The organism is Thiogranum sp. (assembly GCF_058323355.1).
In genome coordinates this window covers 45,995-58,436 of sequence record NZ_JBTTIO010000065.1, presented here as the reverse complement: position 1 = coordinate 58,436, position 12,442 = coordinate 45,995, and the positions used below count along the sequence as shown (strand labels likewise).

Genomic DNA, 12,442 nt, shown 5'->3' with positions numbered 1-12,442 from the left:
GTGCTGTACGGGATCGCGACATGCTAGCGGTCAGTTGTCGAGGATGATTTGATCTGGATCAATAAAACAGGCTGTCAGTCACTTATGAAATTTCTGATTAATTCAGCTTCCGTCATTCCGGCGCGTGCCGGAATCCATGGAGTTCGGTGTACTGGATGCCGGCCTTCGCCGGCATGACGAATTAATCAGAGATTCCTGAATGTAGAAGGATTTCGTATCAGGCGGCAGACAGATTCAGCGGCGAATGTCCCGGCGGCGCCAGGTCCGGGGTTTTTTCCAGCACTTCGAAGGCATCATGACGCACGTGATTCTGCTTCATCTCTTCGCGCAGCATGTCCTCGGTGACAATACCCTTTTCCACGCATTCCTTGAGCAGGCCGAAGAACAGCCGGGTCTGGTTGGCGTCCGGGTGCTCCTTGTACTTGCCCAGCAGGCCGTATTCACCAAAGATCTTGCGGCGGGCACGCATGGCCCAGGCCACCGGCGGGAACAGGCGGAAACGTTCGGCAGGCCGCCAGTCGATCGGCAGGCCGGCTTTCCACGGCTGGGTCTTGCGCCGTGTCACGTGCAGCATCTTCGTTTCCGCTGTCAGCTTGTCGAAATCGTTCCAGACATTTTCAAACAGTCCAATGGTGTCGCGGTCCTCCATGCGCAGGCAGATCCACGGCATGTAGTCACGCTTGAAGTCGAACATGTCGTTGAAGGATTGTTCCACCTTCCAGTGCGTCAGCTTCTCGCAGTCCAGCAGCATCACGCTGGAGGCGAGGCAACGATCGATGATGCCCTTGGTGCCGGAGCGCGGCCGACACATGATGGCCTTGCCCTGCATGTCGCGTGACAGCAGTTCCCAGATATCGGCAATGGCGAAGATGTCCGGGTCGATGACCACGGCACGGCCCTGGTAGCCCATCAGTTCGGGCGGCATGAAACGGGTCGGTGTAAAAGACTGCAGGTCGTCGTTCAGCCAGGTGCGTTTGACGCCATCGCGCAGGTACAACTGGCCCTCACGTTCCCGAAAGAACGGGTAGTCCCTGGTGTTGATGATACGAACATCGAACTTGTCGTTGTTCTGCGAATTGCGGCGCAGCGCATACTCGGCCACCAGGGCGCCGACAATCTGTTTGTGGTTGGTCTGTATGAAAACGCAATGGTCCATGGAATCGCCTGGCCTCGTACCCGTTACTGTCAAGGAAACTCTGATTCATCCCACGTCATTCTGGCGTATGCCAGAATCCAGTGGCTTTAATGGCAATGGATACCGGCATATGCCGGTATGACGATACATCAGAGCCGCCATAATTATAGTGCCACTATTGTAGCGGATTTATTCAGGAATTCCAGCGGCTTAGTGTGCCGCAGGTCACGCGCTGGAAGCCTTGTCCGGCACATCCGTTTCGGCTTTGTAGCCAAAAACAGGGTCCAGGCGTTCGCCAAGTAGTTCATTCATCGCACGAATTTGCTCGTCGTCGAAATAGTCGCGGTAGCCGCCGACCTTGGCCTTGCGAACCTTGTAGGAATTCGGGTTTTTACGGTCTTTCGGCACCATACGGCTGCCTGACAGCCAGAAAGTGCGTTTCTGCTCCATTTTGCGCATGTTGTCGATGGAGGCAAATTCCACCGCTTCGCGGATTTCCTCATCCGTGCCAGGTGTCCCGATGAACTCGACGACACGCCTCAGTGCACCTTCGGTGTCCGAGCGCAGGTCTTCGTAGCGCACGATGAGCAGCTGGCCGACGTTCTCCGCCTCACTGGCCCAGAGGTTCAGGTAGTCGATGATCTTCGGCAGGCCGGCCGGGTGCATGACAAAATCATAGATCGAGATATCTGCGCCGTGGTCCGGGTAATCGTTAAGCGCTTTCTTGCCCGGGCGCATGCGGTACTTCCACTGGAAGAACTGGGAGACGGCAACGTCCAGCGGGTTACGGATCAGCAGCACGACTTTCTTGTTGTAGAAATCCGCCTTGCTGTCAGCGTTGCCCGTGTAGTCCTTGATGTAATTATCGTGGGTAAAGAACAGCTTCGGGATGGCCCGGTTCTTTTTGTGCAGGTTGTCGAAACCGATCAGGTGGCGTTCCGACAGGTCGTGTTTGACCTGGTAGAAGCGGGAGATCATTACGCGCACCCAGGTACGGCCGCTTTTGCCAAACGATACGATGACCGCATCGGCCTGTTTCAGCTTTCGGTACTCTTCCTTGCCACGCAGCCAGCGGTCGATGCGTATTTTCTTTTCCTTTGGCAGGAAAAACAGGAGTCCGAGGACCAGAAACCGGGTAAGTTTCTTGAGGACGGTATGCATGAATGGCGACCTGCGAGGTAATGGCGCGGATTTCGGTAAAGAGGCGGATTCTAGCATGGTTACAGGCGCCTGGCATCAGCGTGCAGGAGTCGGTGGGGCAAGCTTGCACGCGGCAAATTTTGTTATAGTCCCCAACCCTCAGGGGTCGAACATGGTTGAATCGCGTGACGGGTAAAGACAAGATAGCCTGGAAGCCCCAGAACTATGAGGCACGCGTAGCGAGTGTGCGTATCCGCTGCCTCCGGCCGATGAAGCAGTTGCGCCAGCAGGGACTGCCTATTGAGCTTTACCAGGAACGGCACGAAAAAGACTATCGCCTGATCATCTTTTCCAAGGCCTACCACGCAAGGGATGTCGAACTGGCGCAGCGGCTGAAAACGCATGGTACAAAAATCGTTTTTGACTTGTGCGACAATCATTTCCTGCTGGCCAGTGAACGGGTCAAGCGCCTGAGAACCATGCTCGGGCTGGCCGATCACTGGGTCGTTTCCAGTCGTGCTCTGGGGGATGTTGTCAGGCAGGAAATGGCCGGGGTGGAACGACCGCTCACCGTAATAGAGGATGCCGTGGAGGAAGATCTGTCGGGCCACATGCTTGATCTGCCAGGGTGGGTCAGAGCGCGGGTACAGCTGTATCGACTGAGGCGCTTCCTGAGCGGGCCGGCCAACCGACAGGCGGCGCACCTGGTGTGGTTTGGTAATCATAAAGCCAGCTATGGTGATTCCGGGCTTGCTCATATGCAAAAACTCCGCCCCCTGCTGGAACAGCTGAATACACGTTACCCGCTTACGCTGACCGTTATCAGTAATTCCAGAGAGGTGTTCGAAAATGTTTTTCGGGACTGGCGGTTGCCGCTGTACTACATGGGCTGGAGCGCCCACAGCTTTTTTGCGGCTATGCGTTGTCACCAGGTTGCCGTGATTCCGATCGAGGTCAACGCATTCACCCGGGTAAAGACCAACAACCGGATCGCCTTGTCGCTGTCACTGGGGCTGGGTGTGGTGGCTGACAGTATCGACAGTTACCGGGTATTTTCCGGTTGCGCATTCCTGGACGACTGGAAGGGAGGGTTGTCAGCCTATCTTGAAGATCCCCGGTTAATCCGGCAACACACCGATTGTGCGGCCGGGTTGATACAGGAACAGTTCAGTCTTCCGGTGATTGCGAAACGCTGGCAGGGCCTGGTCGAGTTGGTTATGGCAGGCCGATAGAGTGTGAAAGTGGGCTACTTCTTCCGGTACAGGGCTGCCAGCTCATCACCTTTCGATGCCAGGCGTGCAAATGGAATATAGAGACTGGCTAATGCCTTCAGTACCGGCTTTTTCTCTGACGGGGTGCCGGTGTTGCCTGTTTTATAATCGAGGCTCCTCAACAGTATTTTCGGTTTTACGTGGATATCTATGGAGACAGGCTCAAGGCCATATTCGCTGGCCAGCCTGTTCAGATTGTCCTGGTTGTACAGCATGAGGTGACGGGGTATATCGTTGGCAAACCAGTATTCCCCGAACAGACTGCGTCCGAGCGATCTGCTGTTAGGCGTCCTTATCAGAACATGTCCGCCCGGCTTGGTGATGCGCGCTATTTCAGCCAGCAGGCTGTGAGGGTCGGGAACGTGTTCAATGAGGTGGTGCGCAGTAACAAAGTCGAATGAATGATTCTCAAAAGCAGCGGATGACAGGTCGCCATGGAAGACATCGAGCCCGTTTTTACGACAAATCTCTACTGCCCTGGCATTGAATTCGACCCCGTGGCACTGCCAGCCGATAGACTTCAGTCGCAGCAGGTTTTCTCCATTACCGGTACCAATATCCAGTACCCGGCCATCGGGAACATAAGGGATAACATTGGGGACTGACTTGTATGGGCGAATGCGATCCAGCAGTTTTACGTTGTTTTCAACCTGGATGTGCTGGTAGCCCATCCTGTTCTTGAGTGTTTGCAGTGCGCGCCTGGAAAAATGTGGTTGTCTGGGTTCAGTGTATATCGAGTATGAATCGGGATAAAAGTCGGAAATTTCCGCCGCGGCAGGGGCAGGTGTCAGGTAGATCAGGCCGCAACGGGTACAGCGGTCGTAGTCGTAGCGCTTGTTTCCGCCAAACATCAGGTCTCTGCCTGACAAATCGCGGTTGCCGGCACTGCCGCACAACGGGCAGGTGCTGGTCGAATCCAGGGAGGTAGAATGTGCCATGTCCGGTTTGTTTCGTAGTCGAGGTGATCGCGCATTATATATCAATAAAGCCAACCGATGTTTCGACAAGGATTGGGCCAGTGCGCAGATATTGATAGGATACATTACCGTCAGCTCAATCCTGCTACAGGAACAATGAAATGAAACTGGACAAGTGCCGCATAATCGAGTTGCCTGTTATCAATGATACCAGGGGGAATCTGTCGTATATCGAAGCAAACAGGCATATTCCCTTCGATATACAACGTGTTTACTACCTCTATGATGTACCGGGCGGGGCGACCCGCGGTGGGCATGCGCACAAGGCCCTGCATCAGCTGATAATCGCCATGTCAGGCAGTTTCGATGTGGTTCTTGACGATGGCATGGCCAAAAAGCGCTTTCATCTTAACCGTTCATATCACGGGCTGTATGTTTGCCCCATGGTCTGGCGTGAGCTGGATAATTTCTCGTCCGGGTCGGTATCGATGGTGCTCGCGTCGGACTATTTTGATGAAAATGATTACTTCCGGGACTATTCCGAATTCGTGGGTAGTGTGAGATCACAGGTTTGAATATCCCGTTTCTGGATTTGCACGCGGCCTATGCAGAACTCAGGCCTGAAATAGATAACGCTGTTGCGAGTGTGCTCGATTCTGGCTGGTATGTACTCGGGCAGCAGGTGGAACTGTTCGAGTCAGAATTCGCGGACTATTGTGGTTCTCGTCATTGTATTGGCGTTGCGAATGGCCTGGATGCCCTGTTTCTGATTCTCAAGGGGTATGGAGTGAGAGAAGGGGATGAGGTTGTTGTCCCTGCCCATACGTTTATCGCCACCTGGCTCGCGGTCAGCAGAACCGGGGCGAAGCCGGTCCCGGTAGACCTTGTCCCGGGTACCTACAATATGGATCCCGGCTTGCTGGAAGCAGTGGTCAGCGAAAGGACGAAAGCGATTATTGCGGTACACCTCTATGGACAGTGTACGGACATGGATTATGTCAATACGCTGGCCGGCCGCTACGGGCTGAAAGTTATCGAGGATGCGGCACAGGCACATGGAGCCCGTTACAGAACAAAACGGACAGGATCACTGGCCGATGCTGCCGCATTCAGTTTCTACCCCGCGAAGAACCTTGGGGCGTACGGGGATGGCGGTGCCATTACGACAGATGATGATGCGCTGTGTGAACGCATAAAATCCCTGCGAAACTATGGATCCAGTAAAAAATATACTCATGACCATGTGGGCTACAACTCAAGGCTGGACGAAATCCAGGCTGCGGTATTGAGGGTTAAACTGGGCAGGCTGGATGCATGGAACCGGCGGCGCGACAAAATAGCCCGTTTTTATCTGCAAAACCTCGGACTGTCCGGCCTGCTGTTACCCTCAGTGCCCGACTGGGCAGAGCCTGTATGGCACTTGTTCGTGGTGCGAACCGGCAGCAGGGAAATCGTGCAGAAGCGGCTGGGAGAGAAAGGTATCGAGACGTTGATTCATTATCCCGTCCCCCCCCACCGGACCGGGGCATACGTCGATGAGTACAGGGGGTATAAACTGGACAGGACCGAGAGGGTTGTGAACGACATACTCAGCCTGCCAATAGGTCCACATATGAGCCAGACCCAGGCGGCGTACGTTGTTGAACAGGTTTCGGCGCTGGAACTGATATCATCGGGTCATCGATAGGCAGTCACGCAGGAGCGCACGGGTGTCGGAAGAAGATTACACGAAATACGAACATCTCAGCTATGAGAAGTTCCGCGAGCTGGCCCGGTCGGAAGGGTTGAGTCGGCATCAGAAAGTCGGTTTTCCCGATGAATATCGGGAGGGCCGGGAAGAAGCTATATTCCGGGACATACTGCAGAAGTTGCCGATTGCTCGTACGAACAACAGGAATGTACTGGAGATCGGGCCGGGCTGCAGCGGTTTGCCGCTGATGCTGATGGATGCCTGCCAGGCGCAGGGGCACAATCTTTTTATGATTGACAGCGAAGAGATGCTGGCACACCTCCCTGATCGACCCTGCCTGGACAAGATTGCGGGTTGTTTTCCCGAAGTACCGGACTTTATAGCCAGCCAGGCTGGCCGAATGGATATGTTGCTCGCCTATAGTGTTATTCAGTACCCCTTTGAGGAAGGCGGCTTCTGGGCTTTCTTCGATCAGGCCCTTTTGCTCATGCGTGACGGCGCTTTTTTTCTGATTGGTGATATCCCGAATTCCTCCATGCGCAAGCGTTTCTTTTCCAGCGAGCAGGGGGTCAGGTTTCATCAACAGTATACCGGCAGGAGCGATCGGCCTGATATTGAGTTCAACTGTCTTGAGCCAGGGCTTATTGATGACAGCGTGGTGCTTGCAATGGTTGCGCGTGCCCGTGCAGCCGGTTATCACGCCTGGGTAGTGCCGCAGTCAGAGGATTTGCCTATGGCCAATCGAAGAGAAGACCTGTTGGTACACAAGCCATGACAGTACAGGAAAAGACAAAAAAGCTGGTCATTGTCGGCGATTCTGCATTTGCCGAGATTGCGCAGGAATATTTTGATGCTGACTCGGAGTACGAAGTTGTTGCATTCAGTGTCGAGAAAGACTTCCTGAAACGTAAAACATTACATGGATTGCCTGTGGTTCCCTTTGAGACGCTTGCCGAGACATATGCCCCGCAACAGCACGAGGTGTTTGTGGCGGTCGTCTACATGCAGATGAATCGCCTCAGGACACGACTGGTGGCTGAATCACGGGCAAAGGGCTTCAGGCTGGCGTCTTTCATTAGTCCGAACGCGTTCGTCTGGGATAATGTGGAGCTTGGGGAACATTGTTTTATTTTTGAGGACAATACACTGCAGCCGTTTGTCAGTGTGGGTGAAAATGTCGTTATGTGGAGCGGGAACCATATCGGGCATCACTCAAGGATTTCGGACAATTGTTTTATATCCTCACACGTTGTAATTTCAGGTTTTTGCGAGATTGGCAAAAACTGCTTTCTGGGGGTCAATGCCACGATTTCCAATAATGTTCGTATCGCTGAAGACAACTGGATAGGGCCAGGCCTTGTGATTATCAAGGATACCCGGCCCGGGCAGTTGTATGGCGCTACACAGCCAGAGCCTTCCCGCGTTTCGGCGCTGCGTTTTTTCAAAGTCAGGGAGTAGTTGAGCGATGCGCTGGCGGAAACTGGGCGTTGTGTGGAAGCCGGACGGTACTTTGCCGTGGGCGCGCACACACGCTACCTGCCCGACACCCGTAAGGCTCAACGATACATTGATTCGAGTGTACATCCAGTGTCGTGATGATAACAACGTGGGACGTGTAGGTTATGTCGATGTGTCGGCAAACGATCCCCTGTCCGTGCGGCAGGTGAGTGACAGGCCAGTGCTGGATATCGGGGTCCCTGGCACTTTTGACGACAATGGGGTGCTTCAGACGTGTGTGATAAAGGTGGACGATTCCAGTCTGTACATGTACTACGTGGGTTTCGAGTTAAGTCATCACATAAGGTACAGATTGTTGACGGGGCTTGCAGTCAGCACGGATGGTGGGTGTCATTTTCACAGGGTAAAGCAGACGCCGATCCTGGAAAGAAGCGACGATGAATTGTATTTCCGGGGTGGGCCATTTGTTTTACGTGGGGAAGCGGGCTTCAGAATGTGGTACGTGGCTGGCAGTCAATGGACAGAACTGGATGGCAAGCCCATGCCGGTTTATGACCTCAGATATATGGAGTCGGAAAACGGGATTGACTGGCCCTCGAAGGGGCGGGTGTCCATGGCTGTTTCTGATCCGGATGAGCATGGTTTTGGTCGCCCATTTGTGATGAACGAAGAGGGCCGCTACAAACTTTTCTGCTCTGTGCGCAAGCGATCCTTGCAGCGTTATCGTCTTGGTTATGCCGAGTCAGATGACGGTTTCCACTGGTCTCGAATGGACGAGCAACTGGGTCTTGACGTGTCGCAGAGTGGTTGGGATTCCGAATCGGTCGAATATTCGGCTGTTATCCGCGTGGACGGCAAGACTTACCTTTTCTACAACGGAAATGACTTTGGCGGTACGGGCTTCGGTGTCGCGGAACGGGTTGAGGGCAAGTGATGCAGGTGCGTCCTTACAGCGAAGCTGATGCCGAACGCTGGGATAGTTTCTGCGCAGATGCCTATATGGCAACGTTCCTGCACAGTCGCCGATTCCTGGGCTATCACGGTGTGCGGTTCAGGGATTTATCGCTCGTGCTGGAACACAAGGGGAATTAGTGGGGGGTATTGCCGGCCGCAGAGCACCCGGACGATCCGGGTTGCGTGGTCAGCCACCCGGGTATTACCTACGGAGGCTTCCTGCACCAGGGGAAATTGCGTGGCCAGCGTATGATCGATGCATTTGAAGCAGTCACCGCATACTACAAAGCCGACGGGCGGGATAGATTTTTCTATAAGCCTGTGCCATATATCTACCATCGTGCGCCGGCACAGGACGATCTCTATGCTTTGTTCAGGTCACAGGCCGTGAGGATGCGTTGTGATCTCTCATGCGCGATAGATCTGGATGGACGATTGCCTGTGAGTCAGCGCAGGAAACGGGCCTTGAAAAAGGCAGATAAGGCAGGTGCCCGGGTAGTTGTTGCCGATAGCGGGCAGATTGAATTGCTGTGGCAGGTTCTGGAAGAAAATCTGCAGCGAAAACACGGGGTCGCGCCAGTACATACTCTGGCCGAGATAACGCTGCTGGCGACACGTTTCCCGGAGAATGTCGAGTTTGTCGCGGGGTTGCTGAATGACCGGGTTGAGGCAGGTGTTGTTTTGTTTAAAACCCCGCTTGCCTGTCATGCTCAGTACATTGCTGCGAGTCCATGCGCCAATGATGCGGCTCTGCTGGACAAGGTGTTTGAGTATAGTATCGGTGTAGCGAATGAGTCCGGCGCGCGTTATTTCGACTTTGGGATCAGCAACCAAGACCAGGGCAGGGTTCTGAACCAGGGCTTGTTTGGTTTCAAGTCAGAGTTTGGCGGTGGTGGAGTGGTTCATGAGTTTTACGAGATAACACTGGGCTGATCGACGAGGTACACCGGACACCTTGTCTGGTTCACTATATGAGTAGTTTTCATCCACTGATAAGCGTCCTTATCCCGTCCTATAATCATCAACACTATATCCGGGAGACCGTCGAGAGTATCCGCAGTCAACGGTACCGTAATATAGAAATCGTTATTGTTGATGACTGTTCCACCGATGATTCGCCCAAAGTTCTGGAACAGTTGTTACACGAGTCCGGCGTGCCGATTCGTTTGTATTTTAACAATGAAAATCAGGGCGTGGTGCCAACAATTAATTCGGCACTCAATCACGCGAGAGGAGGTCTGGTGGTGTTGTTTGCCTCGGACGACCTGTTCTGTGCAGATCGTTTCGGCACGCAATTGGCATTGTTTGCCAGAAACCCTGATCTGAAGATCGTGTATGGGAACGGAAGGATTCTGAAAGAAGGTAAAACAGGTCGGCAACTGCATGGCCCCGAAACATGGGAGCTCCTGAACAGGGCGCCGCTAGACATACGGCGCTATCTATATACTCATACCAGCCCCCTGTTTCTTCAAACCGCCCTGATAAAACGATCACTTCTGCTGGCAGTTGGCGGTTTTGACGAGACAGCCCTGGCGGATGACTGGTTGTTGAATGCCAGGTTCTTTGCGCATATGCGTAGCAGACAGGAATATGCCTACGTGGATGAGGATGTCGTGTTCTATCGACACCATGATGCGAATGTCCACAGGGATTTTGTGCGTCAAAGTCGTCTCAAACTGGAGTTCATCGAAAGGTTCACGCCCGAAGAACTGAAGCCGGAAGGATTTTCAAATATCCACTACGATCTTGCACGGAATGCATTGAAGAATGACCTGAGAAAGGTTGCACTGAAGCACTTTATTCTCTCTCAAAAAACACAATTCAGCATGAAACGCATGAAATTTATACGTAAGTATTTGCGCCAGCTTGTGAGATCCCGTCGGCTATTGTCCTGATTCGTGCCGTGACCCGCGACAGTTCATCGTCAGGACGTTTGCCGGATGTCAGGAAGTTCTCTCCCAGCGGGACTGCCAGCTGTTTCTCGTACAGCAACTGGTGTATGGCAGTCAGATCTCGTGTATTACGCAATAGCCCCAGGCGGTTCAGAATCTTTCCGAATCGTAGTAAACGCCCGGTAATTCCTTTCTGGTCCGGCAGCGCATAGATGGCCAGCGGTTTCCCCATACGCGCAACTTCAACCATCATTGAGATACTGTCGCCGGTGACGATAAACCGGTCGGCCAGGCCCATTAAAGCAAGGTAGGGGTTGTCGCTGCTGTCTGCGGACCAGCAATAAAGTCGACTGTTCGGCGGTCGGTGTTTCTCCAATATTTCAATAACCGCCGGCGGCGTTCGCCGGCTGGTGCTGATATACAGGAAACCCTGGCCAGTGGCCTCGCAGGCGGAATCGAGCAGTTCTTTCGCAGCATCGGCGTCAAAGCAAAAAGGTTTGGTCTGGCCGCCGACCAACAGGGCGGTGAGAGGGCGCGGCAGTCCGGCGAGGCGATCGCGCCACGCGTCGGTGGCTTCGCTGATGGCGACTTCATTACTGCGCATCAGTGGGAGATCGAGTTTAAGTACTTTGTCGCTGTCAGGCATCCGGTACTGGGTGGGCACGATCACCAGTGAAAAGCGTTTCATCCAGCGTTTGGGGCGGCCCAGCAGGACAATTTTGCTGTGTCCGCCCGATTGTTGCTGGATCCACAGTGCCGCCATCGAGGGCCGTCGTCCGATGGTAAGAATCAGATCTGGCCAGGGCGGTTCCAGCCGATCAGAGCGTTCCAGGTCCAGGTGGTCGAGTGATACCCTGTAGCGGGGTTTTCCCAGCACATATTCCGGTTTGGGCAGCATGCGTTTGATTTCGTACGGCAGCCCCAGTGCTTCGGCAATGATTTCGATCTGGGCGTTATCCCCCGGCTTGTCGCCAATCACCAGCCAGATGCGCGGTGCCTGTCTTGTCTTCGCGTTTTCCATGTCTAGCGGAATGCCCCGCGCCGGTACAGGTCCCAGAACATACCCCAGATGAAAATCAGCGGCCAGCGGCGTACGCGTTCGGGGATTTCAACGCTGACGCCGGAGTGGCGTTCGAGTTTCCAGGCAATGTAGTCGAGTCCGCCATCGAAGGTGAACAGGGCTTTCAGCAGGCGTGCAACAGACAGCAGCTTGCCTTGTACGGTGCGCAGCTTCCAGGCGAGTTTTGCCGCGAACCGTTTCAGTGCCGGGTAGTTTGTCCGGTAGCGCAGAGCGTCAGCTGAGGCCTCCAGCCGGAATGCAGGTGCCAGTGCTGTTGCCGCGTAGCCCGTGACAGTTTCGTAGTAAGCCAGGTTCGCGGCAACCAGTTCACCGGCGCGGTTTGCGGATTCGGGGCGCAGTTCCGTGCGGTAGCTGAGTGTCAGGCCGTCACGCCATAATGACAGTATATCGCCGGCAGCTGGAAGTGCCGGCAGTGCGCGTTGCAGGAAGGTGGTAACAGCCTGCAGCAGGCACTGGCCGACCTGTTGCCGACTGTTGGTGTCACGTTGCCAGGCAATCGCAACCGGCTGACAGAAGCGCCCCCACAGGTAGGAATGGAACCAGCGGCGCGAGGTGCCGCGTTGCAGGTCAGCGAGTGTCAGTACAGCATACTTGCAGCGTACCGTATGTTCGTCGTGCTCCACCTCGGTGTAGAAGACGTTGGGTGGCAGCAGCCGGTTCCACACCGCACGCGCCAGCGAACTGTTGGCGTCCCGGTAGCGGTCGACGATCAGGTAGAGATCGACCAGACCATCGTAGGGATTGCCGCTGCGCAGGCAGGAACCGTAGAACAGGATGGCGGCTGTATTCTCGCCATGCCGCTGCCTCAAGCTATCAACCAGTGTGTGCAAGGCCGGATGTTGCGGCGCCGGTGTGAGGTCGGCGATGCGCAGATCCATGTTGTCTGTGTCGGCTGTTGTCATAA

13 protein-coding genes are annotated in these 12,442 nt (G+C 54.4%); 8 read left to right on the top strand and 5 right to left on the bottom strand.

The window, feature by feature from the left end:
• Positions 1-217: 217 nt before the first annotated feature.
• Positions 218-1,156: a hypothetical protein gene (locus ACW81B_RS10235; RefSeq protein WP_491580129.1), complete on the bottom strand. Its 939-nt coding sequence runs from the start codon at positions 1,154-1,156 to the stop codon at positions 218-220.
• 204 nt (positions 1,157-1,360) lie between these two features.
• Positions 1,361-2,296: a sulfotransferase domain-containing protein gene (locus ACW81B_RS10230; protein WP_491580128.1), complete on the bottom strand. Its 936-nt coding sequence runs from the start codon at positions 2,294-2,296 to the stop codon at positions 1,361-1,363.
• Positions 2,297-2,460: 164 nt separating this feature from the next.
• On the opposite strand from ACW81B_RS10230, the gene ACW81B_RS10225 reads away from it, so the two are divergent.
• Complete coding sequence (locus ACW81B_RS10225; RefSeq protein ID WP_491580127.1) at positions 2,461-3,507, top strand: hypothetical protein; 1,047 nt, start codon at positions 2,461-2,463, stop codon at positions 3,505-3,507.
• Positions 3,508-3,521: 14 nt separating this feature from the next.
• On the opposite strand, the gene ACW81B_RS10220 is transcribed toward ACW81B_RS10225, so the two are convergent.
• Positions 3,522-4,484 carry a methyltransferase domain-containing protein gene (locus ACW81B_RS10220; protein WP_491580126.1) on the bottom strand — a complete coding sequence of 321 codons (963 nt, stop codon included), beginning with the start codon at positions 4,482-4,484 and terminating at the stop codon, positions 3,522-3,524.
• 140 nt (positions 4,485-4,624) lie between these two features.
• Here ACW81B_RS10220 and ACW81B_RS10215 point away from each other — a divergent pair, with 140 nt between their 5' ends.
• The 7 genes from ACW81B_RS10215 (at position 4,625) to ACW81B_RS10185 (ending at position 10,460) form a co-directional block, all read left to right on the top strand.
• Positions 4,625-5,038, top strand: coding sequence for a sugar 3,4-ketoisomerase (locus ACW81B_RS10215; protein WP_491580125.1), 414 nt, complete (start codon positions 4,625-4,627; stop codon positions 5,036-5,038).
• Positions 5,035-6,150, top strand: a complete 1,116-nt coding sequence (locus ACW81B_RS10210) for a DegT/DnrJ/EryC1/StrS family aminotransferase (RefSeq protein WP_491580124.1) — start codon at positions 5,035-5,037, stop codon at positions 6,148-6,150. The genes ACW81B_RS10215 and ACW81B_RS10210 overlap by 4 nt, the downstream gene beginning before the upstream one ends.
• A 22-nt stretch (positions 6,151-6,172) precedes the next feature.
• Positions 6,173-6,928, top strand: coding sequence for a hypothetical protein (locus ACW81B_RS10205; RefSeq protein WP_491580123.1), 756 nt, complete (start codon positions 6,173-6,175; stop codon positions 6,926-6,928).
• Positions 6,925-7,611 carry an acetyltransferase gene (locus tag ACW81B_RS10200; RefSeq protein WP_491580122.1) on the top strand — a complete coding sequence of 229 codons (687 nt, stop codon included), beginning with the start codon at positions 6,925-6,927 and terminating at the stop codon, positions 7,609-7,611. The genes ACW81B_RS10205 and ACW81B_RS10200 overlap by 4 nt, the downstream gene beginning before the upstream one ends.
• Before the next feature lie 7 nt (positions 7,612-7,618).
• Positions 7,619-8,545 (top strand): glycoside hydrolase family protein, encoded by a 927-nt coding sequence (locus ACW81B_RS10195; RefSeq protein ID WP_491580121.1) that lies wholly within the window; start codon positions 7,619-7,621, stop codon positions 8,543-8,545.
• 269 nt (positions 8,546-8,814) lie between these two features.
• On the top strand, positions 8,815-9,498 hold the full coding sequence (locus ACW81B_RS10190; RefSeq protein WP_491580120.1) for a GNAT family N-acetyltransferase: 684 nt from the start codon (positions 8,815-8,817) through the stop codon (positions 9,496-9,498).
• A 38-nt stretch (positions 9,499-9,536) separates the two neighbouring features.
• The gene (locus ACW81B_RS10185) at positions 9,537-10,460 is read left to right on the top strand and encodes a glycosyltransferase family 2 protein (protein WP_491580119.1); all 924 of its coding nucleotides are present in this window, start codon (positions 9,537-9,539) and stop codon (positions 10,458-10,460) included.
• Here ACW81B_RS10185 and ACW81B_RS10180 read toward each other — a convergent pair.
• A complete protein-coding gene (locus tag ACW81B_RS10180) occupies positions 10,408-11,478 on the bottom strand; it encodes a mitochondrial fission ELM1 family protein (RefSeq protein ID WP_491580118.1) in 1,071 nt (356 codons plus the stop codon). The genes ACW81B_RS10185 and ACW81B_RS10180 overlap by 53 nt on opposite strands.
• Before the next feature lie 2 nt (positions 11,479-11,480).
• Positions 11,481-12,440 (bottom strand): hypothetical protein, encoded by a 960-nt coding sequence (locus ACW81B_RS10175; protein WP_491580117.1) that lies wholly within the window; start codon positions 12,438-12,440, stop codon positions 11,481-11,483.
• Between the last annotated feature and the right edge of the window lie 2 nt (positions 12,441-12,442).

Coding starts and splice junctions, on each gene's coding strand:
- ACW81B_RS10190 (WP_491580120.1), top strand. CDS start 8,815: ATGATCGATGCATTTGAAGCAGTCACCGCATACTACAAAGCCGACGGG.
- ACW81B_RS10175 (WP_491580117.1), bottom strand. CDS start 12,440: ATGACAACAGCCGACACAGACAACATGGATCTGCGCATCGCCGACCTC.
- ACW81B_RS10215 (WP_491580125.1), top strand. CDS start 4,625: ATGAAACTGGACAAGTGCCGCATAATCGAGTTGCCTGTTATCAATGAT.
- ACW81B_RS10180 (WP_491580118.1), bottom strand. CDS start 11,478: ATGGAAAACGCGAAGACAAGACAGGCACCGCGCATCTGGCTGGTGATT.
- ACW81B_RS10200 (WP_491580122.1), top strand. CDS start 6,925: ATGACAGTACAGGAAAAGACAAAAAAGCTGGTCATTGTCGGCGATTCT.
- ACW81B_RS10185 (WP_491580119.1), top strand. CDS start 9,537: ATGAGTAGTTTTCATCCACTGATAAGCGTCCTTATCCCGTCCTATAAT.
- ACW81B_RS10220 (WP_491580126.1), bottom strand. CDS start 4,484: ATGGCACATTCTACCTCCCTGGATTCGACCAGCACCTGCCCGTTGTGC.
- ACW81B_RS10195 (WP_491580121.1), top strand. CDS start 7,619: ATGCGCTGGCGGAAACTGGGCGTTGTGTGGAAGCCGGACGGTACTTTG.
- ACW81B_RS10230 (WP_491580128.1), bottom strand. CDS start 2,296: ATGCATACCGTCCTCAAGAAACTTACCCGGTTTCTGGTCCTCGGACTC.
- ACW81B_RS10235 (WP_491580129.1), bottom strand. CDS start 1,156: ATGGACCATTGCGTTTTCATACAGACCAACCACAAACAGATTGTCGGC.